Annotated in this window: 20 protein-coding genes; 6 read left to right on the plus strand and 14 right to left on the minus strand. The window is 65.2% G+C overall.

Annotation, left to right across the window (positions count from 1 at the left end):
• Positions 1–177: 177 nt before the first annotated feature.
• Positions 178–1,842, minus strand: a complete 1,665-nt coding sequence (locus DFO50_RS11745; RefSeq protein ID WP_112692546.1) for a phosphoethanolamine transferase — start codon at positions 1,840–1,842, stop codon at positions 178–180.
• A gap of 163 nt (positions 1,843–2,005) precedes the next feature.
• Here DFO50_RS11745 and DFO50_RS11750 point away from each other — a divergent pair, with 163 nt between their 5' ends.
• Together DFO50_RS11750 and DFO50_RS11755 are read left to right on the plus strand one after the other, a co-directional pair.
• Positions 2,006–2,689 carry a heavy metal response regulator transcription factor gene (locus DFO50_RS11750; protein WP_028499132.1) on the plus strand — a complete coding sequence of 228 codons (684 nt, stop codon included), beginning with the start codon at positions 2,006–2,008 and terminating at the stop codon, positions 2,687–2,689.
• Complete coding sequence (locus DFO50_RS11755) at positions 2,670–4,097, plus strand: heavy metal sensor histidine kinase (RefSeq protein WP_112692547.1); 1,428 nt, start codon at positions 2,670–2,672, stop codon at positions 4,095–4,097. The genes DFO50_RS11750 and DFO50_RS11755 overlap by 20 nt, the downstream gene beginning before the upstream one ends.
• A gap of 48 nt (positions 4,098–4,145) precedes the next feature.
• Here DFO50_RS11755 and DFO50_RS11760 read toward each other — a convergent pair whose 3' ends face one another.
• The 8 genes from DFO50_RS11760 to DFO50_RS11795 all read right to left on the minus strand — a co-directional run bounded on the left by DFO50_RS11760 (position 4,146) and on the right by DFO50_RS11795 (position 10,874).
• Positions 4,146–4,487 (minus strand): diacylglycerol kinase, encoded by a 342-nt coding sequence (locus tag DFO50_RS11760; RefSeq protein WP_084300023.1) that lies wholly within the window; start codon positions 4,485–4,487, stop codon positions 4,146–4,148.
• Positions 4,488–4,489: 2 nt separating this feature from the next.
• Positions 4,490–5,662 (minus strand): O-succinylhomoserine sulfhydrylase, encoded by a 1,173-nt coding sequence (locus tag DFO50_RS11765; protein ID WP_028499129.1) that lies wholly within the window; start codon positions 5,660–5,662, stop codon positions 4,490–4,492.
• Between the two features lie 99 nt (positions 5,663–5,761).
• The gene (gene purF, locus DFO50_RS11770) at positions 5,762–7,294 is read right to left on the minus strand and encodes an amidophosphoribosyltransferase (RefSeq protein ID WP_112692548.1); all 1,533 of its coding nucleotides are present in this window, start codon (positions 7,292–7,294) and stop codon (positions 5,762–5,764) included.
• Between the two features lie 80 nt (positions 7,295–7,374).
• Entirely contained in the window at positions 7,375–7,926 is a 552-nt protein-coding gene (locus DFO50_RS11775; protein ID WP_051528822.1) for a CvpA family protein, read from the minus strand.
• Between the two features lie 9 nt (positions 7,927–7,935).
• On the minus strand, positions 7,936–8,772 hold the full coding sequence (locus DFO50_RS11780; RefSeq protein WP_028499127.1) for an SPOR domain-containing protein: 837 nt from the start codon (positions 8,770–8,772) through the stop codon (positions 7,936–7,938).
• 22 nt (positions 8,773–8,794) lie between these two features.
• Positions 8,795–10,069, minus strand: coding sequence for a bifunctional tetrahydrofolate synthase/dihydrofolate synthase (folC, locus tag DFO50_RS11785; RefSeq protein WP_028499126.1), 1,275 nt, complete (start codon positions 10,067–10,069; stop codon positions 8,795–8,797).
• Positions 10,066–10,518 carry a protein YgfX gene (locus DFO50_RS11790; protein WP_112692549.1) on the minus strand — a complete coding sequence of 151 codons (453 nt, stop codon included), beginning with the start codon at positions 10,516–10,518 and terminating at the stop codon, positions 10,066–10,068. The genes folC and DFO50_RS11790 overlap by 4 nt, the downstream gene beginning before the upstream one ends.
• 5 nt (positions 10,519–10,523) lie before the next feature.
• Positions 10,524–10,874, minus strand: coding sequence for a hypothetical protein (locus tag DFO50_RS11795; RefSeq protein ID WP_028499124.1), 351 nt, complete (start codon positions 10,872–10,874; stop codon positions 10,524–10,526).
• Positions 10,875–11,197: 323 nt separating this feature from the next.
• Between DFO50_RS11795 and DFO50_RS11800 the strand changes: the two genes are divergently transcribed.
• From DFO50_RS11800 to DFO50_RS11810, 3 genes are read left to right on the plus strand one after another with little or no spacing between them, the layout of a single operon-like run.
• On the plus strand, positions 11,198–13,111 hold the full coding sequence (locus DFO50_RS11800) for an ATP-binding cassette domain-containing protein (protein WP_112692550.1): 1,914 nt from the start codon (positions 11,198–11,200) through the stop codon (positions 13,109–13,111).
• Entirely contained in the window at positions 13,108–13,611 is a 504-nt protein-coding gene (locus DFO50_RS11805; protein ID WP_112692551.1) for a C40 family peptidase, read from the plus strand. The genes DFO50_RS11800 and DFO50_RS11805 overlap by 4 nt, the downstream gene beginning before the upstream one ends.
• 6 nt (positions 13,612–13,617) lie before the next feature.
• A complete protein-coding gene (locus tag DFO50_RS11810) occupies positions 13,618–14,283 on the plus strand; it encodes a hypothetical protein (RefSeq protein WP_107889820.1) in 666 nt (221 codons plus the stop codon).
• On the opposite strand, the gene DFO50_RS11815 is transcribed toward DFO50_RS11810, so the two are convergent.
• The 3 genes from DFO50_RS11815 to DFO50_RS11825 are packed head-to-tail and all read right to left on the minus strand — an operon-like array spanning position 14,261 to position 17,855.
• Positions 14,261–15,871, minus strand: coding sequence for a GMC family oxidoreductase (locus DFO50_RS11815; protein ID WP_112692552.1), 1,611 nt, complete (start codon positions 15,869–15,871; stop codon positions 14,261–14,263). The genes DFO50_RS11810 and DFO50_RS11815 overlap by 23 nt on opposite strands.
• Entirely contained in the window at positions 15,868–16,419 is a 552-nt protein-coding gene (locus tag DFO50_RS11820; RefSeq protein ID WP_146745064.1) for a twin-arginine translocation signal domain-containing protein, read from the minus strand. The genes DFO50_RS11815 and DFO50_RS11820 overlap by 4 nt, the downstream gene beginning before the upstream one ends.
• Before the next feature lie 8 nt (positions 16,420–16,427).
• The gene (locus DFO50_RS11825) at positions 16,428–17,855 is read right to left on the minus strand and encodes a coniferyl aldehyde dehydrogenase (RefSeq protein ID WP_112692554.1); all 1,428 of its coding nucleotides are present in this window, start codon (positions 17,853–17,855) and stop codon (positions 16,428–16,430) included.
• 213 nt (positions 17,856–18,068) lie between these two features.
• On the opposite strand from DFO50_RS11825, the gene DFO50_RS11830 reads away from it, so the two are divergent.
• Positions 18,069–18,830, plus strand: a complete 762-nt coding sequence (locus tag DFO50_RS11830) for a M48 family metallopeptidase (protein WP_036385846.1) — start codon at positions 18,069–18,071, stop codon at positions 18,828–18,830.
• A gap of 76 nt (positions 18,831–18,906) precedes the next feature.
• Here the strand turns inward: DFO50_RS11830 and DFO50_RS11835 are convergent, their stop codons facing one another.
• Both DFO50_RS11835 and acnB read right to left on the minus strand, forming a co-directional pair.
• On the minus strand, positions 18,907–19,362 hold the full coding sequence (locus tag DFO50_RS11835) for an SgcJ/EcaC family oxidoreductase (RefSeq protein ID WP_112692555.1): 456 nt from the start codon (positions 19,360–19,362) through the stop codon (positions 18,907–18,909).
• A gap of 146 nt (positions 19,363–19,508) precedes the next feature.
• The gene (gene acnB / locus DFO50_RS11840) at positions 19,509–22,094 is read right to left on the minus strand and encodes a bifunctional aconitate hydratase 2/2-methylisocitrate dehydratase (RefSeq protein WP_028499116.1); all 2,586 of its coding nucleotides are present in this window, start codon (positions 22,092–22,094) and stop codon (positions 19,509–19,511) included.
• Between the last annotated feature and the right edge of the window lie 168 nt (positions 22,095–22,262).

A 22,262-nucleotide genomic window follows, 5' to 3' on the forward strand; every position in this document is an offset into this window, starting at 1 on the left:
CCTCTCAAATTCGCCCAAGAATATGCTTCTATTACATACAGAATAGTCTTGGCAAAATAGAAAAATCTGATTTACATGCCAGACCGGCTGTAAACGACGCCACCGGACAAGCCAGGCTTGTCCGGTGGGAAGGGAGCGGATCATGCCCCCGCGGCGGCGGGGAGCGCATTGGACCGGCTATCGTTTTCTGCACGCCAGGTAGAAGTCCTGCGACGACCGGTACACCGATGTATCGACGTCGAGCAGTCCGAGCACGGAGTCGAACAGGTTGTCCTGGCTGATGGCCTCGCCACGGCGTGCCTGCAGGCAGTCCTGGCTGACACCGGTTTCGTGCTGCAGGCCCGGCGACAGCCAGGTAATGAACGGGATGTGCTTCTGGTTGTCCGGAGCCAGCCAATAGGGCATCCCGTGCAGGTACACCCCGTTTTCGCCCAGCGACTCGCCGTGGTCGGACAGATACAGCATGCCGCCGTTGAATCTGTCCTGCTGCGATTTCAGCAGGTCGATGACCCTGGCCAGGAAATGATCGGTGTAGCGGATCGAGTTGTCGTAGGCATTGACGATGTCTTCGGGGCGGCAGGTCTGCAGCTCGCTGCTCCTGCACACCGGCCTGAACTGCTCGAAGCTTGCCGGATAGCGCTTGTAATACGCCGGGCCATGGCTGCCCAGCTGGTGCAGCACGATGATGGTCGTGCCGCCGGTCTTCTCCAGATAGCGCTCGAGCCCGCCCAGCATGGCCTCATCGTGGCACTCGCCATCCTTGCACAGACCGGGGTCGCTGAACTGGGCCGGCAGTTCGTTCGGCACCCGGTTGCACACCCCCTTGCAGCCCGAGTTGTTGTCGCGCCACAGGATGTTCACGCCGGCGTGCTTCAGCACGTCCATCAGGTTTTCCTGCGAGGACGCCTTGTCGGCATCGTACTGCTCGCGGTTCATGCGCGAGAACATGCACGGGACCGACAGCGCGGTGGCCGTGCCGCACGAATAGGCGTTGGTGAAGCTGACAACGCCACGCGCCGCCAGCTCGGGGTTGGTGTCGCGCCCGTAGCCGTTCAGCGAGAAGTTGCCGGCGCGCGCGGTCTCACCGACCACCAGCACCAGCAGGGTCGGCTTGCCGCGCTTGCCGGCGGCGGCATTGAGCCGGGCATCGGTGCCCAGCGGCGCCACGTTCTTCGCCACCATCGTATTGCCACGCAGGTACTTGTAGGTACCCGAGATGTAATTGGACGGCGTGATCAGGTAGCGCACCTCGCGGTGGTTGCGGAACAGCGAGGCAAAGTCCTGATAGTAGCCCATCAATGCGCCGCCACCGGCGGCCAGACTCAGCACGATGACCAGCAGGCGCAGGCGGAGCTCGCGCCCGAAGGGTCCGCGCTCCAGCCGGGTACGCAGCAGCAGGACCGCCGGCAGCACGCCGAACAGCAGCATGAACAGGATGAAGTTCAGGTTCAGGTATTCGCCGGCTTCGCGCGGGTCGGTTTCGAACAGGTTCTGCATCATGCCGGCGTCGAGCAGCACGTTGTAGCCCTGGATGAAATAGGCGGCCGAGGCCGCGCCAAGCAGCAGCAGGGCCAGCACCGGCTTCTGGATCCAGCGTACGGTCACCAGCGACAGGATCAGATTGAACGCCGCGATCAGGAACACCGAAAACGCGGCGACAAACAGTCCGTTCTGCAGCCCGCGCTCCTGTGGCAGCAGGCCCAATAGGTAGCGCCACAGCGGGATGTTGTAGACCGTGCCGAGCAGGATGGCGACGATCAGCGTCATCCACACCGGACGGGTGCGCAGTGTGGTGAGCGGGAACAAGGGCCAGGACAGGAACAGGGCACGACTCTCGGACATGGATTCCCCGGCGTGGCCGCATGCAACGGCCACAAATAAATCAGATGCCGCCATTCTGGTGTCCGGCGCCCTGCCCCAAGCTGACGCTACCCTTTCAGTCCTGACAGGTTGTCCGCGTACAATGGCAGTCCTGATTGCCGTTGACGAAGCACCACGCCGCACCATGAAAATCCTGATTGCCGAAGACGACGAAAAAACTGCCGGTTATATCCGCAAGGGTCTGATCGAACATGGCTATGTCGTCGATACCGCGCAGAACGGCACCGACGCCCTGCACCTGGCGCTGACCGGGCAGTACGACCTGCTGCTGCTCGATGTGATGATGCCGGGCCTGGACGGTTTTGCCGTCACGGCTGCGCTGCGGGCCACCAGCCAGCCGGTCGCGGTGCTGCTGCTGACGGCGCGCGATACGGTCGAGGACCGGGTGCGCGGACTCGAAACCGGTGCCGATGACTACCTGATCAAGCCGTTCGCGTTCTCGGAGCTGCTGGCCCGGGTCAAGAGCATTCTGCGCCGCACGTCGGCCCGGCCCGGCGACAGCGGCGACGGCCACCTCCGCATCGCTGACCTCGATATCGAGCCACTGCGGCAAAGGGCCTGCCGTGCCGGCAGGCCGCTGGATCTGACCGCACGCGAGTTCACCCTGCTCTCGCTGCTGGCACGCCGCTGCGGCGAGGTCGTCACCCGCATGGACATCGCCGAGCAGGTCTGGGACATGCACTTCGATTTCGACTCCAACCTGATCGATGTCGCCGTGGCACGGCTGCGGCGCAAGGTCGACGATCCGTTCCCGTCCGCCCTGATCCATACCGTGCGCGGGAGCGGCTATGTCCTCGAAGCCCGCTAGACCGCATGCGTCGCTGGCGGTCCGGCTGACGATCATTTTTACCCTGGCCACCGTGCTGGTCATCCTGCTGGGCGGCGGCGCACTGTATCTGTTCCTGCGCGCCGGACTGGCCAACCAGGCCATCAGCGGACTGGACGACGGCCTGCACCTGCTGCGCGCGCGGATTCATGATCAGCCGGTCGCGCAGGAAAGCCGCGCCCACTGGCAGCGGGCGCTGACCGAGTTCACCCGCCCGGACTCGCTGTATGCGTGCCGGCTGTATGACGAGGACGGCCATCTGGTCTTCGAGAGTCCGCGCATCGCCGCCCTGTCCGCCAGTGATTTTCCGGCCCCGGCCAGGGACCCGGCCCTGCGCGCGCTGCATCCGGTCAAGGCGCCCGGCCACGTCGAGCAGCACTGGCTGCTGAGCTCGGTCTATATCGACCGGCTGGATGGCGCGCGCTGGCGGGTGGATTTCGCCTACGACAACGAATACAAGCATGAGCTGCTGGAAGGCTATCTGCATGCGATGCTGCTCGGCGTGGTGCTGGCGGTGATCCTGTTCGCCCTGATCGGCCAGATGACCATGCGCTATGTGCTGATGCCGATCCATTCCCTGAGCCGGCAGGTCGGCGACATCGACGCCGGGCAGCTTGACCGGCGCATTTCGCCGGCCTGGCCGCGTGAACTGCTGCCGATTGTCAGTGCCATGAACAGCCTGCTCGATCGCCTGCAGATTTCGTTCGCCCGCCAGGCGCAGTTTTCGGCCGATCTGGCGCATGAGCTGCGCTCACCGCTGCATGCGCTGGTCAGCGTGACCGAGGTCACGCTGAACCGCCCGCGCAACGAGCAGGAATACCGTACCACGCTCGAGGCCAATCTCGATGAGTTCCGCCATCTGCAGCGCCTGAGTGACGACATGCTGTTTATCGCCCGCACCGAGCAGGCCGAGCACCAGCCGCTGGACCGGGTCGCGTTCGACATCCATCCGCTGCTGGACGGGCTGTATGATCTGTTCGACGCGCTGGCCGAGTCCAGGCAGATCGGCCTGCAGTTCAGCGGGACGGGAACGGTATACGCCAATCGCGACCTGTTGCGTCGTGCGCTGATCAATCTGGTCTCGAACGCGCTGCAGTATGCGCACAGCCGGGTCAGTCTGTCCGTGGTGCAAGACGGGACGGACAGCGTGTTTACGGTCGAGGACGATGGCGACGGCGTGGCGGCAGCACAGCTGCCGTTCATGTTCGCGCGCTTTTACCGGGGCGACGAAAGCCGCAGCCGCCCTGGCGGCACCGGCCTCGGCCTGTCCATCGTCAAGGCCATTGCCGAACGACATGGCGGAACGGCCGGGGTCGAAAACGGCGAACGGGGTGGCGCCCGCTTCCACATCCGCTTGCCGGGCAAGCCGGTAGCGGACCTGCAGACGTGACATTGCCGGGCACCAGGCCCGGCAATGCACAGGGAGGAACCTGCAGGCTCAGATCCGGCCGGCCAGTGCCATCCCCCACAGCGCGACCAGCCAGACCAGCATGACCAGTTGGGCAGCACTGCCGCAGTCCTTGGCTTTCTTTGACTCGGAGTGAATTTCCGGGCCAATACGGTCGATGGCCGCTTCGATGCCGGTATTCAGCAGTTCGACCACCAGCGTCAGCACGTGCGTGAACACGATCAGCACGGTCGCCAGCGGCGACAGCGACAGCCACAGCGCCAGCGGTACGCCCACCAGCGCCATCAGCACCACTTCGCGGAACGCCGCCTCGTCACCGAATGCGGCGCGCAAACCGTCCAGGGAAAAACCGAATGCCTTGATGACACGCACGATCAGCCCTCAAGCCCGCGGGCCAGATCGGCGATCAGGTCATCCGGATGCTCAAGGCCGACCGACAGCCGCAGCAGTCCCTCGCCGACGCCGGCCGCATCCCGGGTTTCCTGCGACAGGCGACCGTGGGTGGTGGTCGCCGGGTGGGTGATGGTGGTCTTGACGTCACCGAGGTTGCCGGTGCGCGAAATCAGCTGCGTACTGTCGATGATCTTCCAGGCGGCTTCACGGCCGCCTTCGACGTCGAAGGACACGATCGCGCCGGGCGCGCTCTGCTGGCGGCGGGCCAGTTCGTACTGCGGGTGACTGCTCAGGCCCGGGTAGTGGACACGGCGCACCGACGGCTGGTTCTGCAGCCACTCGGCCAGTTTCTGCGCACTGGCGCACTGGCGTTCCATGCGCACGAACAGGGTTTCCATGCCGCCGAGCAGCAGCCAGGCGTTGAACGCCGACAGGGTCGGCCCGGTCGAGCGCACATAGACGTAAATCGGTTCGACCAGCGCATTGCTGCCGACCACCGCACCGCCGAGCACGCGCCCCTGGCCATCGAGGAACTTGGTCGCCGAGTGGATGACCAGGTCAGCGCCGTGTTCCAGCGGACGCTGCAGCGCCGGCGAGCAGAAGCAGTTGTCGACCGCGAGAATGGCACCGGCATCATGGGCGATGTCGGCCACGGCGCGGATGTCGGTCAGTTCGGTCAGCGGGTTCGACGGCGTTTCCAGGAAGAACAGCTTCGTGTTCGGGCGGATGGCCTGCTTCCAGGCGCCGAGATCGGTCGCGGAAACAAAGGTGACCCCGATGCCGAAACGCGGCAGCAGTGTCGCCAGCATGTTGTACGAGGCGCCGAACAGGCTTTGCGACGCCACAATGTGATCACCGGACGACAGCAGGGTGAAAATGGCCGCGTGGATGGCGGCCATGCCGCTGGCGGTCGCCTGGCAGCGCTCGCCGCCTTCCAGCGCCGCCAGCCGGCGCTGGAACGCATCGACGGTCGGGTTGGTAAAGCGGGAATAGGTAAAGCCGTCATGCTCGCCGGCAAACAGCTGCCGGGCCTCTTCCGCGCTGTCGGTCATGAAGCTGGAAGTCAGGAACAGCGGCAGGCTGTGCTCGTTGAATTCGGTCACGTCGCGGCCGGCACGGATGGCCAGCGTTTCGGGGTGCAGCGGGGTCGTCATGGTGAGAACTACCGTGTGTTTTGCAGTGCGGTACATGGTAATGAAAAACGCGCCTTTCGGCGCGCATCATTGGCAATACGCTTATAGCGTTGTTGCCACTTACATCAGGTTCTGTTCGGCCACGTTCAGGTTCAGGTCGGCGCCGCCGCCCAGTGCCTCTTCGCGCTGCGGCTTGCTTTCGCTGCGCGCTCCTTCGATTTCGGCCAGGTATTCGTCGGTAATGTCGCCAGTCACGTAGCGGCCGTCGAAGCAGCTCATCTCGAAGTCGTTCAGCGCGTTGTTGGCTTCATGCACCGCATCGCGCAGCGCACCAAGATCCTGGTAGATCACGCCGTCGGCGCCGATTTCGCGGGCGATTTCCTCGACCGTGCGACCGGTTGCGAGCAGTTCGGCCCGGGTCGGCATGTCGATGCCGTAGACGTTCGGATAACGGACTTCCGGCGCGGCGCTGGCGAAATAGACTTTCTTGGCCCCGGCATCGCGCGCCATCTGCACGATCTCGCGGCTGGTGGTGCCGCGCACGATCGAGTCGTCGACCAGCAGCACGTTCTTGCCGGCAAACTCGCTGCCGATGGCATTCAGCTTCTGGCGCACGGATTTCTTCCGCGTCGCCTGGCCCGGCATGATGAAGGTGCGGCCGACATAGCGGTTCTTGATAAAGCCCATGCGGAACGGCAGGTCGAGGTGCTTGGCCAGCTGCAGCGCGATCGGCATCGATGTGTCCGGAATCGGGATCACCGTGTCGATGTCGAGGTCCGGCATCTGGCGGCGGATCTTGTCGCCCAGCTTCTCGCCCATCAGCAGGCGGGTCTGGTAGACGCTGGCGCCGTCGATGATCGAATCCGGGCGCGCGAAGTACACGTACTCGAAGATGCACGGCGTATGCGGCTGGTACTCGGCGCACATGCGCGTCGAGCGCGCGCCGTCCATGCGGACCACGACCGCTTCACCCGGCAGCACGTCGCGTTCCAGCCGGAAGCCCAGACAGTCGAGGGCGACCGACTCGCTGGCCAGCAGGTATTCGGTGCCGTTCGGACCGTCGTGGCGACCCATGACCAGCGGGCGGATGCCGTACGGGTCGCGGAAGGCGACCAGGCCGAAGCCGGCGATCAGCGCCACCACGGCGTAGGCGCCACGCACCCGCTTGTTGACCTCGATGATCGCGTTGAAGATCGCGTCCTCGCACAGCTCGCGACCGTAGATCTGCTTCTGCAGCTCATGGGCGAACACGTTCAGCAGGACTTCCGAGTCGGAGTTGGTGTTGATGTGGCGCAGGTCCTGGCGGAACATCGCCTCCTTCAGCTCGGCGGTGTTGGTCAGGTTGCCGTTGTGCGCCAGCACGATGCCGTACGGCGAGTTGACGTAGAACGGTTGCGCCTCGGCCAGATTGCTGGCGGAGCCGGCAGTCGGGTAGCGCACGTGGCCGATGCCGGCCTGCCCCAGCAGCGACCGCATGTTGCGGGTGCGGAACACGTCGCGCACCATGCCGCTGCCCTTGTGCATGTGAAAGCTGTTTCCGTTCGCGGTCACGATGCCGGCGGCATCCTGTCCCCGGTGTTGCAGGACTTGCAGCCCGTCATACAGCAACTGGTTGACGGGAGAACCGCTGACTACGCCAATAATTCCACACATGGTTTGCTCATTCCGCTCTTTTAGAACATCTCTGCAAACCGCCACCCGGCCGGCTTGCAGAGAGACTCTTTGACTTGTGATCAGGTTTTGATGCTGTTGCGGATCGGCAGCGGCAGCGTCTCGCCGCCACTGTTGCCATCACGCTGGAAATTGATGCGGTCGGCCATATCGGCCGGCAGCCAGGGTTTCAGGTCGACGGCCAGCCGCTCGAACGGCGTCACCAGCAGCGCATTCTGCCAGAACGGCTCCGACGGCATGTGGGTCAATCCACCCAGCATGACCACCACGGTCGACAGCAACACCCCGCGCGCCAGACCGAAGGCGCCGCCAAGTGTGCGGTCCAGCCCGCCCAGACCGACGCCGGATACCAGCCGGCTGGCCAGCCGGCGGCCGATGGCCAGCACGATCCACACACCGACCATCACGGCGGCAAACGCCAGCAGCCAGCGCAGGTCGGCCGTCGGTACCGACTGCGGCAGCATCGGTTCGAAGTCGGCCGCATACTGCCTGGCCACCCAGAAAGCGCCGATCCAGCTGGCCAGCGACAGGACTTCATGCACCACGCCGCGCCACAGCGCCAGCAGGGTCGACGCCGCAATCAGGCCGACAAGTATCCAGTCAAATGTGGTCATTGCACCCTGCTATTGCGGTACCAGAATGCCGGACAGGCCGGCCTTCTGGATCTTGGTCAGCGCCGTGCGGGCTTCAGCCTCGCTGGCGAACGGCCCGACGCGGATCCGGCTGACCGTTCCCTTGCTGGTACTGACCTGGCTGACGCTGGCGCTGACGCCGGCACCGGCCAGCTTGTCCTTCAGCTCGGCGGCCTTGGCCGGGTCGGACAGCGCGGCCACCTGGATCAGGTAGCGGCCGGATTTCGCTGATTTGTCGTCTGCCTTGTCCTGTGCGGGTTTGTCCTGGGCCGGCTTGTCGGCTTTGGCCCTGGGTTTCGGCGCCGGCACATCGGCATCCGCCATGTCATTCAGGATCGCGGCCGGGTCCGGCTTTTTCTTTTCCTTTGCCGGTTCGGCCGGCTTGTCCGCCGGTTTGGCCGCAGGCTTGCTGTCCGGCTTGCGTTCGACCTCTTTCGGCTCGACAGGTTTCGGTTCGGCGACCTTCGGCGCTGTCGCCTCCGGTGCAGCGGGGACCGGACGCGCCGGTTCGGCGGTCGGCGTGGCCGGCGCCGGCGAAACCGGCTCGGCCGCCGGTACCGTCGGCGGCAGTGCATCGGCCGGACTCGTGGCCGGTCCGGGGACAGCCGCGACCGGTGCGGGCTCCGGCGCCGGCGCACGCACGCCACCCACGGCACCGCTGGCGACGATGTCGACCTTTTCCGGGTGCATTTCCGTCTGAGGCTGACCGTCGATCACATTCCACAACACCAGCGTGGCTGCCGACACGATGACGACGGCGCCGACCAGGCGGCGGCGGGCTCGCTTGCGAAGCTGGATCAGCTCCTGTTGGCTCTTGGGTTCGTTCATGTGCTGCCCTGTCACCAGGCCGTCAGGCGGCCTGCTCCCTCGCCGCCATCACGGCGGCGACGGTATGAAAAGATCCGAAGACGGCGATTCTATCATTTTCCCCCGCCCGCTCGCTGACGGCGCTCCAGGCGGCAGCCAGGTCGGGGAACGCCTTCACCTGGCTGATGCCGTGGGCGGCCAGCCGCGCCTGCAGTTCGGCCAGCGGCAGACCGCGCGGCGTGTCCAGAATCGGCGCAACATACCACACGTCGAATTCGGATTTCGCCAGTTCGATCACGCTGTCGATGTCCTTGTCGGCCAGCATCGAAAACACGGCATAGCGGTTTTCCGCGTAAGACAGCGTCTGCAGGCTGGCCACCATCGCCCGCATTGCATGCGGGTTGTGGCCGACGTCCATGACTGTGACCGGGCGTCCCGGCAGGACCTGGAACCGCCCCGGCCATTCAACTTCCAGCAGGCCGCGGCGGATCGCGCCGGCGCCGACCGGCAGTGCGGTTTTCATGGCTTCGAGTACCGCCAGTGCCGCGGTCGCGTTCATCATCTGGTAGCCGCCGCGCAGCGCCGGCGTCGGCAGGCAATGGCGGCGCGCGTCGCCATGCCAGAACTCCCACTGCAGCGAGTCGGTGCGGGTGAAGCCGAAATCGCGACCGATGCAGCGCAGGTCGGCGCCGATGGCGGCAGCATGGTCAAGCAGGCTTTGCGGCGGATTCGGGTCGGCGCAGATGGCCGGCCGGCCGGCGCGATAGATGCCGGCCTTCTCGAAGCCGATCAGCTCACGGGTATCACCGAGCCAGTCCTGGTGGTCGAGGTCGACCGACACCACCAGCGAACAGTCGGGCTCGAACAGGTTGACCGCATCCAGCCGGCCGCCGAGGCCGACTTCCATCACCGCGACATCGACGCCGGCGTCGATGAAGTTCCACATTGCCGCCAGCGTGCCGAATTCGAAATAGGTCAGCGGCGTATCGCCACGCGCGGCCTCGATGGCGGCAAAGGCACGGCAGATCGCCGCGTCGTCCAGCGGGACGGTATCGATGGCGATGCGTTCGTTGTAGCGCAGCAGGTGCGGCGACGCATAGGTGCCGACCCGGAATCCGGCACAGGCAAAGGTTTTCGACAGCATCGCGCACACCGAGCCCTTGCCGTTGGTACCGCCGACGGTGATGACGGGGAAGTCGGGGTCCAGCCCCATCGCCTCCTTGACCACGCGGACCCGGTCAAGGCCGAGGTCGATGGTGGAGACATGCAGGGTTTCGAGATAGTGCAGCCAGTCGGCAAGCGTACGGTCTTGACTCATGATGACGTCTTGAGGCTTTCCAGGTCGGGGGGACGGGGGGCAAGTCGGGGCGAAACATGCCAATGCAAGAGCACGCGCAGGGTCCGCAGTGCGGCGGCCGGCGCGGAATCGGCGCACAGTACCATGCTGAAGCGCCGGCCGGCGGCCCGACCGCGCAGCACGATCAGCCACGGCAGCACCACGGTGGACGCGGCCAGCCGGACTGGCTGACCATTCAGCAGCAGGCGGCCGGCGGCATCGATATCCAGCACCGGCGGCGTCGCGCCGAAGCCGCCGAACTGCCGGCCCTGCCACAGCACCGGCAGCGGCAACAGCAGCAGACCGGCATGCAGACCATCGGTCGCGCACAGCGCCACTGCCGCCGCCAGTGCGGCGAGCAGGGTCAGGGCCAGTCCGCAGCGGCTGGGGACAGGCACGATGCGCAGCGGGGCGAAACGGCGTGTGCGCACCGGATTCAGTCGTCGAGCGGCGTGTTTTCCAGCTCGTCGTCGACAGTGTCGATCACCATCGAGTGGATCTCGACATCGAACCATTCCCAGAACGTCTTCAGCGAGCGGTCGGTCGGCCACAGACTCTTGTCTTCGTACCAGGTAGCGAGTTCCATTTCGAACAGGCGCTGGGCAATGTCGTCAATATGGCTGACGCCTTCTTCCGGCTCGTCAAACTCGGGAATCAGGATAACGGTGCAGTCGGCGCGCAGGCTGTCAAGCGACAGCTCCATATCATTGTCCGGTACCCCGTTCAGCCAGTCGGCAAACGGTTGTTTTGGCTTGATGACGGCGACGGAACGATCGACGAAGTACATGGCTGGCTCCTGGATAATGCGGATCGTCAAAATAAAAACCCCGCAACGCGAGGCGTCAGACTGTCCATACTCGCCCGCGGCGACGGGAACGGAAGGGGAAGGATTCAATCAGGCAGGCTGCCGTGCTTACCGGCAGATGCTGTCTGTCTGGTGCGCACCGACGCCGCGATGACCACCGGCGCCCACCTTCATGAACAGTCTGAGGCCCCGCAATGCGAGGCTTGGTTATTGGCTTATTGAAACGATTGTATCAGCCCGTTCGGGGCACTGCGCGGTCGCATGCTAGAATCTACCGGTTTTGTTGCCGTTTTCAGTCTGCCTACATGCCGCTCCTGACTTTAGAAAAAGCCTCTCTCGCCTTCGGGCACGTCGCCCTGCTCGACGCCGTCGATTTTGCCCTTGACGGGGGCGAGCGCGTCGGCCTGATCGGCCGCAATGGCGCCGGCAAGTCATCCTTGCTGAAGGCCATCGCCGGTACCGTCCGTCTCGACGACGGCCGCATCCTGCAGCAGAGCGGCATCACCGTCGCTTACGTGCCGCAGGAGCCGGAGTTCGATCCGGACCAGACCGTATTCGACGCCGTGGCCGAAGGCCTCGGCGAACTGAAGGATCTGCTCGGCGACTACCACCGCATCAGCCAGGCGCTGGCCAGTCCCGATGCTGATCACGAGGAGCTGCTGACCCGCATGCAGGCGATCCAGTCGGCGCTGGAGGCCAGCAACGGCTGGAGTTTCGAGAACCGCATCTCCACCACCCTGTCGCATCTCGGTCTGTCGCCGGACACGCGCATCGCCGAGCTGTCCGGTGGCTGGAAGAAGCGCGTCGCGCTGGCGCGCGCCCTGACCAGCGCCCCGGACGTGCTGCTGCTGGACGAACCGACCAACCACCTCGACGTATCGGCCATCGAATGGCTGGAAGGCCTGCTGAACGGTTTTGGCGGCGCCGTGCTGCTGATTACCCATGACCGGCGCTTCCTCGACAATGTCGCCACCCGCATCATCGAACTCGATCGCGGCACACTGCGCAGCTATCCGGGCAGCTTCTCCGCCTACCAGACGCGCAAGGCCGACGAGCTGGCATCCGAAGCCGAACAGAACCGCAAGTTCGACAAGTTCCATGCCCAGGAAGAAGTCTGGATCCGCAAGGGCATCGAGGCGCGACGGACCCGCAACGAAGGCCGGGTCCGCCGGCTCGAGCAGATCCGCCGCGAGCGCGCATCGCGCCGCGAACGCGTCGGCCAGGTCAATTTCAAACTCGATGCCGGCGACCGCTCCGGCAAGCTGGTGGCCGAGCTCGAACATGTCGACAAGGGTTTCGACGGCCGCACGCTGATTCGCGATTTCACCACCCGCCTGATCCGTGGCGACAAGATCGGCCTGATCGGCCCGAATGGCGCCGGCAAGACCACGCTGCTGAAACTGATTCTCGGCGAGCTGGAGCCGGATCGCGGCAGCGTACGGCGCGGCACCAATCTGCAGATCGCCTATTTCGACCAGTTCCGTACCCAGTTGCCGGAAGACATGGCCATCGTCGACGTGATCGGCGACGGCAAGGACTATGTCGATGTCGGCGGACAGCGCCGCCATGTGATGAGCTATCTGGAAGATTTCCTGTTTGCGCCGGCCCGCGCACGCAGCCCGGTCCGTTCTCTGTCAGGGGGCGAGCGCAACCGCTTGCTGCTGGCCCGACTGTTTACCCAGCCGGCGAATGTACTGGTACTGGACGAACCGACCAACGACCTCGATATCGATACGCTGGAACTGCTGGAGCAGTTGCTGTCCGAATACAACGGCACGGTCTTCCTGGTCAGCCATGACCGTGCCTTCCTTGACAACGTCGTCACCCAGGTGATTGCATTCGAGGGCGACGGCAAGCTGGAGGAATACCCGGGCGGCTATGCCGACTGGGTCGCCGCACGGGCACGGATGGCAGAACTGGCACCCGCACCGGCAGTTTCGCAGCCGGCGCCCCAGGCAGCGGCGCCCGCGAAGCCGGCGCGGGACAAGGCCCGCACCCGATTGTCGTTCAACGAAACCCGCGAACTGGCGCATCTGCCCGACCAGATCGCCGCACTGGAAACCGAACAGGCCGAGCTGAACGAACGCCTGCTCGACCCGTCGGTGTGGAAGGACCGCGCCGCCGAGGCCGGCGCCTGGCAGGCGCGGATCGAAGCCATCGACGGGCTGCTGCTGGACAAGCTCGCGCGCTGGGAAGAACTGGAGAGCAAACAGGGATGACACACGTTCGCCGCTGGATCGTACTCGGACTGGTCACGGCCATTGCCGCGTGCTCGACGGCGCCGACCCGGAAACCCGCCCGCCCGCGACCGGACGTGTCGCTGTCGCGCATCCAGGCCAGCGGCGACGGACGCGAGATCGTCATGTATTCGCTCGGTCTGCTCGGCGTCGGCTACCAGTTCGGCGGCAGCAATCCGGATGCCGGGCTGGACTGCTCCGGCATGGCAGCCTTCATCTACAAGAATGCCGTCGGCGTGACACTGCCGCACAATGCCGCCGAAATCGCGTCGCGAACCCGCGAGATCGACCGCGGTGCGCTGAAGGCCGGCGATCTGGTGTTCTTCAACACCATGAATCGCCGTTATTCGCACATGGGCATCTATATCGGTGACAACAAGTTCGTGCACGCACCACGCACCAACAGCGTCATCCGCGTCGACAGCCTCGACAACAGCTATTTCGCCGCCCGCTACGATGGCGCGCGTGCCGTTCTGAACTGAGTTCTCATGCGACTGATCCCGACCACCCTGCTGCTCGCCACGCTGGCGGCGGCCGCCCTGCCCGCCTTCGCCGACAGTGCGGCGAAACTGCCGCCGGAACTGTCCAGCGACAAGGCCATCCTGCTCTATCTGCAACTGAAGGACAGCGTCGGCAAGATGCCGGGCGTGCGCAAGGACGGCATCGCCATCAAGCGCGACTGGCTGCTGGACACGCTGCGCAAGGACATCAACCGCAAGGATGTCAGCGTCGAGGACCTGAAGCTGACACCGGAAAAGGGCACGCTGCTGCTCAAGACCACGTCCGGCGTCAGCGCGCTGCACACGGTCGATTTCCGCTTCCTGCCGGTCGACTGGCCGAACCGGACGATAAAGATCCGCTTCGAGCGCCATACCACGGCGGCCGACAATGGCCTGATCGCGCAAACGCTCGGCAATATCGCCATCGGCATCATGGGGCTGGCGGTCGGCAACCCGGTGGAGAAACTCGCCGACAAGCAGCCGTGGGCGAAGGTCGACGGCGACGTGCTGTCGGTGCGGCTCGACCAGGTACCGTCGCTGGCCGACAAGATGAAAAGCAATGTCGCCGGCTATCCGGTATTCGACTACGTCGGCATCCGCGAACTGCGGACGGCCGACGACGAAATCCGCGTCAAGCTGGGCTGGATGAAGTAGGTCGCCCCCCCGACGACAAGCGTTTCGACACCCCGTCGGCAATTCGCCATGCGTGTGCATACAGCGTCAGCTGTGGATTGACGCCGAGGCTGGTCGGCAACAGCGATCCGTCGCACACGGTCACGTTGTCGGCCGCGTACAGCCGGCCGTCACTGTCGGTCACGCCGCTGCCGGCATCGCGTCCCATCCGGCAGCCGCCCATCACATGTGCGCTGACGACCCGGGTCGCCACCGGTGACAGCACCCGGGTCGCCTCGCGGACCTGGGCCAGATTGCGGCAGAAACCGGCGCGCTCATCGAGCGGCATGACCCGGCCGGCACCGGCTGCGAACTGGATTTCCGCCATCGCCTCGAAGGCGTGGCGGGCGCCGCGCCAGAAGGTCTCGCTCAGCGGGTAATCGAGCAATGGCGAGCCATCGCTGCGCAGCGACACCCGGCCGCCGGGCAGTTCGCGATGAAAACCGTCGCGAACCAGCGCGATCAGTACGTTCAGTCTCGGCAGTGCCCGCAGCGTGGACGCATAGGACGGACCGAAGCCGGTCAGGGTCACGGCAGCCAGCAGCGGATGCACCGGCGGCGCTTCAATCTTGAATCCCGGTTCGCCATCGACCGGCCCCGCATGCAGGTAATGGTCGGTATAAATCGACTGGGGGGCACCGTCATACGGATGAATCTCGCGGGCGAACAGCGCGCCGGACAACACGGTCGGGTGCAGGCAGGTATTGGCGCCGATCAGCCGGTGCGGGTCCGGTGTCTCGCTGCGCAGCAGCAGGGCCGGGGTATTGATCGCCCCGCCGGCCAGCAGCACATGGCGGGCGCGCACCCGCACCCGGTGCCCGGTCGGCGTCAGCCCGTCGGCGGCCAGCGCCACCCCCTCCAGCCACTCCGCCTGCCGGTCGCGCCACCGCAGCCGCTCGACCCGCACCCGGTGCACCAGACGCAGGCCGCGATCCAGCGCGGCCGGAATGGCCGTCACCAGCATCGACTGCTTGGCATTGGTCGGACAGCCCATGCCGCAGTAACCGAGATTCCAGCAGCCGCGCACATTGCGGCGGATGTGACCGTATGACAGACCGAGCGCGTGACAGCCACGGGCAATCACCTCGTTGTTGCCGTTCGGCGCCGGCAGCCAGTCGCCCACGCCGACCAGCGCTTCAGCACGCTCGAACCATGGCGCCATCGACTCGGCGGTAAACGGCAGGTCCAGCTCACTGCGCCACCAGGCCAGGGTATCGGTCGGGGTGCGGAACGAGCTGGTCCAGTTGACCACGGTCGAGCCGCCGACGGCACGTCCCTGCAGAATGGTCACGCCCTTGTCGCGCGTCTGGCGCGCGGCCGATTCCTGGTACAGGCGCGGGTAGGCGGTCGCTTCGCGCAGGTCGAAATCACGCGATGACCACAGCCCGCCCTCCTCCAGCAGCAGGACATCGTGACCGGCCTCGCTCAGCACCCGGGCGGCAATGCCGCCACCGGCGCCGCTGCCGACGATGACCACGTCCGCCGTCAGGTCGAGATCGCCGCTCAGGGTCGCGGCATCGGTGACTTTCCAGCCGCGGGCCAGGCCGTCGACGATCGGATCGGCAATCATGCAGTCCTCCCCAGTGCGGCCAGTACCGTGGCCGGCGGGCCACCGTAACCGATCGCCGGCCATGCGGCCGGGTTGCCGTACCAGGCCGCGCCAATCAGCTGGTGCAGACCCTGGTAGACCGCACGCAGTACCTGCAGGCGGCTATGGCGCAGGCGGTCAAGCGTGGCGGCAATATCGGCGTCCGCGGCGGCATGCCAGGGCGCACGCAGTCCCAGCAGCCAGCGCCGGGCCGGACGCAGGCGCAGCAGCGAGAACAGCTGCGTCACCTCGTTGCGCTGTGCCGGCGTCAGACCCGCCAGCGCCGTGTCGATGCCGGCCAGCACGATGCGGGAAAAATCGGCCGCCGTCAGTCCGGCCGGCACGCCGCCCAGCATGACCGGTGCCATGGCGGCCAGCGCAATGGCCGCATCGGCCGGCACGTTCGCCAGCGCCGGACCGGACGGCAGCGGACCGTCATCGGTGGCAAGCAGATCCGCGCCAAGGCCGGCCAGCGCCAGCAGCACGCCGCCGGCCGCTCCCACCTTGAGTACCGTGCGTCGGGATGGCATGCCCGCTCCTAGCGCAGCATGAAGCGCAGCAGCGCGCTGACCGCCCGGCCATACGGTGGCCGGATCAGCCCGGTGCCGTTCAGACGTGCCTGCGTGCACACTGCCTTCAGATGGCTGAAGGTGTCGAAGCCGTCACGGCCATGGTAGCTGCCCATGCCGGACGGACCGATGCCGCCGAATGGCAAATCGTCCTGGGCAATGTGCAGCATGGTGTCGTTCAGCGTGACCCCGCCGGCATGGGTACAGGCCAGAATCTGCGACAGGCGGCGATTGTCCTCGTCGAAGACATACATGGCCAGTGGCCGCGGCCGGGCGTTCAGGTAGTCAACGGCATCGTTCAGGCTGTCATAGCTGACGACCGGCAGCAGCGGGCCGAAGATCTCTTCCTGCAGGACCCGTGCCGTGCCGGCCACCTCCAGCAGCAGTGCCGGCGCCAGCTTGCCACTGCCGGCCAGGTCTTCTCCCGCCGGGTTGATCTCGCGTACCACGGCGCCATGCGCGCGGGCATCATCGAGCAGTTCGCCCAGCCGCTGCCGGTGACGGTCATTGATCACGGCGCTGTAATCCGGATTGGCGACCAGTGTCGGGTAAGCCCGTGCGACGGCTGACGCATAGGCTGCAGCGAACGCGTCGCGCTGTGACGTGTGGACCAGTACGTAGTCGGGCGCAATGCAGGTCTGGCCGGCGTTGATCAGTTTGCCAAAGGCGATGCGTTCGGCCGCCTTCTCTAGCGGGTAGCCGGGCAGGACCAGCGCCGGCGACTTGCCGCCGAGCTCCAGTGTGACCGGGGTCAGATTGTCGCTGGCCGCACGCATGACCAGTCGGCCGACGGCAGTCGAACCGGTAAACAGCAGATGATCGAACGGCAGCCGGGAAAACTGGCTGGCCTGCTGCGCATCACCGTCGAGCACGCTGATCACGTCGCGGCCCAGATATTTGCCGGCCAGCTCGCGCATCAGTTCGCCAGTGGCCGGCGTGAACTCGCTCATTTTCACCATCGCCCGGTTGCCGGCAGCCAGCGCGGCGGTCAGCGGCCCCAGGGTCAGATAGATCGGGTAATTCCACGGCACCATGATGCCGACCACGCCCTTCGGCTGCGGTATCACCCGGTTGCGCGCCGGCATGAACAGCAGGTCAACCCCGCGCCGGCGCGGCCGCATCCAGCGCATCAGATGCCGCTGGGTATGGCGCAGCCCGGCCACGGCCGGAAACAGCTCCAGCATGCGGGTCTCGACCGGGGAGCGATGTCCGAAATCGCTGGCGACGGCATCGACCCAGCGCGCCTCGCCATCCAGTGCCATCGCCCGCAGTGCCGACAGCCACTGCAGCCGTTCGGCCAGCGCCGGGTACGGCGTGTGCATCGCCTGCGCGCGCAGATGCGCAAAGGGTTCCAGCATCACCGCCGGCAGTGCCGGATCGGTCGTTTCCCTGTCCATGACAGCTTCCTTGTGTTGCCATTCGCCCCGGTACGGTGCGGCCCATGCGGCATGCGATTAGAGTAGCAACTCTAATCGCAATCGGCAACGAATTTCAAACGTATGATCGATAGCCAGTGTCATTGAGGTGCCGGGCAACATGGACAACGACATGAAATTAACCTTATACAATTATGGCCCACTAAGTATTACAAAAACCCCATGGAGCCCAACATGAAGCGGACACTCACGATCCTCACCCCGATTACCCTCGCCCTTGCCCTGGGCGCCTGCGCCGGCGGCAAGCTCAACCCGGACGCACTGGTCCAGACCGGCAGCCTGGCGATGAAGGCGGCAACGCTCAGCGACGCTGACGTCAAGTCGCTGTCGGCCCAGGCCTGCGCCCAGAGCGACAAGCAGTCGAAGATTGCACCGGCCGGCAACAAATATGCAAAGCGTCTGGTCAAGGTCGTCAAGCCGTTCGGCAACAATCTGGACGGCCAGCCGCTGAACTTCAAGGTCTATCTGACCAGTGATGTGAACGCCTGGGCCATGGCCAATGGCTGCGTGCGCGTGTACAGCGGCCTGATGGACAAGATGAATGACGACGAGCTGCGCGGCGTCATCGGCCATGAAATCGGTCACGTGGCGCTCGGCCACAGCAAGAAGGCGATGCAGACCGCCTACGCCGTCTCCGCCGCCCGCAGCGCCGCTGCCGCATCCGGCAACGCCACCGTGACCGCGCTGAGCACGTCGCAACTCGGCGATCTGACCGAGAAGCTGATCAATGCCCAGTTCTCGCAGTCGCAGGAAAGCGCCGCCGACGATTACTCGTTCGATCTGCTGACCCGCAAGGGCATGAAGCGCGAAGGCCTGGTCACCGCCTTCCAGAAGCTGGCCGACATGGACGGCGGTCAGAGCAGCATGATGAGCTCGCACCCGGGTTCGGCCGCACGCGCCAAGCATATCCAGGACCGCCTCGCCAGCGGCAAGTAAGCCTGGCACCAGCAAAAACGCCCCGGCATGGTCCGGGGCGTTTTTATTGTCATGCCGGAAACCGGCGGTCCTGCGATCAGTTTTTCTCCGGCATCAGCGATGAGTGGTGGCTGGTGATCAGCCATTTTTTTCCATTCCACTTGTAGCTGTAACTGTAGCGCGCGTGAGCCACGCTGCCATCGCCGAAGGTAAAGGTGTACAGACCGGCATCCACCGCCGTATTGCAGTCAACCTCGATCCAGCGGCTGTCGATTTTCCCGTCCGGCTTCTTCGCCAGAAAATGCTCGAAATAGTCGGCCTTGGCTTCCGGTGTCAGCCGCGGCTGGTTGGACAGGGTCGGCAGCAGTATGGAATTCGTGGCGTAATTGGCCACCACCCTGGCCGGGTCACCGGTCTTCAGCGAGTCGTTCCAGCGGTCGAACAGCGCGGCCACTTCCCGCTCGCCGGCCTTGTGGCAGACCACGGAGCGGGCAAGAACCGGACCGGAGATCAGGCCGAGACTCAGGGCAACATAGAACAGGCGGAATTTCATGGAAGGGATCCTTGACCGGGGAGAAAGGCAACACCCTCAATATGACACAAGGAAATTTTTCCGCCAAACAATGACTTTAAAATAAAAACTGCCCCGCAGAAGCGGGGCAGTTCCGGGGTGACGCTACCGTCAGCTGACGGCAGGCATCACACGTTCACGCTGTCAGCCTGTTCCTGGTACGACTCGATCTCGTTGAAGTTCAGGTAGCGATAGACTTCCGCCGCCTTGGCATCGATCACGCCGACATCAGCCATGTACTCGGCCACGGTCGGGATGCGACCCAGGCGCGAAGTGATCGCCGCGAGTTCGGCCGAGCTCAGGTACACATTGGTGTTCTTGCCCAGACGGTTCGGGAAGTTGCGGGTCGACGTCGACACCACGGTCGCGCCTTCGCGCACCTGGGCCTGGTTGCCCATGCACAGCGAGCAGCCCGGCATTTCGGTACGGGCGCCGCTGCGGCCGAAGATGCCGTAGTAGCCTTCTTCCGTCAGTTGCTTCTCGTCCATCTTGGTCGGCGGGGCGATCCACAGCTTGGTCGGGATGTCGGTCCTGCCGTCGAGCAGCTTGCCGGCGGCGCGGAAGTGACCGATGTTGGTCATGCACGAACCGATGAACACTTCGTCGATCTTGGTGCCGGCCACTTCGGACAGGATCTTCACGTCGTCCGGGTCGTTCGGGCAGGCCAGGATCGGCTCGGTCACGTCGGCCAGGTCGATCTCGATCACGGCAGCGTAGCTGGCGTCGGCATCGGCCTTCAGCAGCTTCGGCGCGGCCAGCCAGGCTTCCATGCTCTTGATGCGGCGACCCAGCGTCTTGGCATCGCCATAGCCGTTGGCGATCATCGACTTCAGCAGGGTGATGTTCGACGTCAGGTACTCGGCGATCGGCGCTTCGTTCAGTTGCACCGTGCAGCCGGCGGCGGAACGCTCGGCCGAGGCGTCGGTCAGTTCGAATGCCTGCTCGACCTTCAGGTCCGGCAGCCCTTCGATTTCCAGGATGCGGCCCGAGAAGATGTTCTTCTTGCCGGCCTTGGCCACGGTCAGCAGGCCCTGCCTGATCGCGTACAGCGGGATGGCATTGACCAGGTCACGCAGGGTGATACCCGGTTGCATCTTGCCCTTGAAGCGGACCAGCACCGATTCCGGCATGTCCAGCGGCATCACGCCGGTGGCAGCGGCAAACGCCACCAGACCGGAGCCGGCCGGGAACGAGATGCCGATCGGGAAGCGGGTGTGGCTGTCGCCGCCGGTACCGACGGTATCCGGCAGCAGCATGCGGTTGAGCCAGCTGTGGATCACGCCGTCGCCCGGCTGCAGGCTGACGCCGCCGCGGTTGCGGATGAATTCCGGCAGCTCATGGTGCATCTTCACGTCGACCGGCTTCGGGTAGGCAGCGGTGTGGCAGAACGACTGCATGACCAGATCGGCCGAGAAGCCGAGGCAGGCCAGATCCTTCAGTTCGTCACGGGTCATCGGGCCGGTGGTGTCCTGCGAGCCGACCGAGGTCATGCGCGGTTCGCAGTAGGTGCCCGGGCGGACGCCCTGCTCTTCCGGCAGGCCGCAGGCGCGGCCGACCATCTTCTGCGCCAGGGTGAAGCCGTTGCTGGCTGCAGCCGGGTCCTTCGGCAGACGGAAGGTGGTCGAGGCCGGCAGGCCCAGCGACTCGCGGGCCTTGGCGGTCAGGCCACGGCCGATGATCAGGTTGATGCGGCCGCCGGCGCGCACTTCGTCGAGGATCACGTCGCTCTTCAGCGCGAAGCTGGCAACGGTTTCGCCATTCTTGACGATCTTGCCGTCGTACGGGTAGATCTCGACCACGTCGCCCATGTTCAGCGCCGACACGTCGACTTCGATCGGCAGCGCGCCCGAGTCTTCCTGGGTGTTGAAGAAGATCGGGGCGATCTTGCCGCCGAGGCAGACGCCGCCGAAGCGCTTGTTCGGCACGAACGGAATGTCTTCGCCGGTGTGCCAGATCACGCTGTTGGTCGCCGATTTGCGGCTGGAACCGGTACCGACCACGTCACCGACGTAGGCGACCAGGTTGCCCTTGCCCTTCAGCTGTTCCAGCAGGCTGATCGGGCCGACCGTACCCGGCTGGTCCGGGGTGATGCCGTCACGCGCATTCTTCAGCATGGCCAGCGCGTGCAGCGGGATGTCCGGGCGGCTCCAGGCATCCGGCGCCGGCGACAGGTCGTCGGTGTTGGTTTCGCCGGTCACCTTGAACACGGTCACGGTGATCTTTTCCGGCACGGACGGACGGCTGGTGAACCATTCGGCGTTCGCCCACGATTCGATCACGCCACGCGCATTGGCATTGCCCTTGTCGGCCAGTTCCTTGACGTCGTGGAAGTAGTCGAACATCAGCAGGGTCTTTTTCAGCCCGTCGGCAGCGACGACGCCCACTTCGGCATCGCCGAGCAGATCGATCAGCGGCTTGATGTTGAAGCCACCCAGCATCGTGCCCAGCAGTTCGGTCGCCTTGGCACGGCTGATGAGGCTACAGCTGTCGCTGCCCTGTGCCAGCGCGGCCAGGAACGCGGCCTTGACCTTGGCGGCATTGTCCACGCCCGGCGGCACGCGATGAGTGATCAGATCGACCAGGAAGGCTTCCTCGCCAGCCGGCGGGTTCTTCAGCAGATCAACCAGTTCGGACACTTGCTGTGCGGTGAGGGGGAGCGGCGGAATGCCGAGGGCGGCACGTTCGGCGACGTGTTTGCGGTAGGCTTCAAGCATGGCGTTGACCTTTGCAGTTGCGGTTGCGTTTTGCCCGCATGCCGGCGCGGCGTCTTTGGTCCGGTTCCTGCAGGAACCGGGCGTCGGCGGCATGCTGCGTATCCTGGTCCGGGTCGTCCGGCATCCGGTTGGCGCGGGACCCTTTTATCTTGTGCGACAGAGTACGCT

The organism is Microvirgula sp. AG722 (assembly GCF_003269145.1).
GTDB lineage: Bacteria > Pseudomonadota > Gammaproteobacteria > Burkholderiales > Aquaspirillaceae > Microvirgula > Microvirgula aerodenitrificans.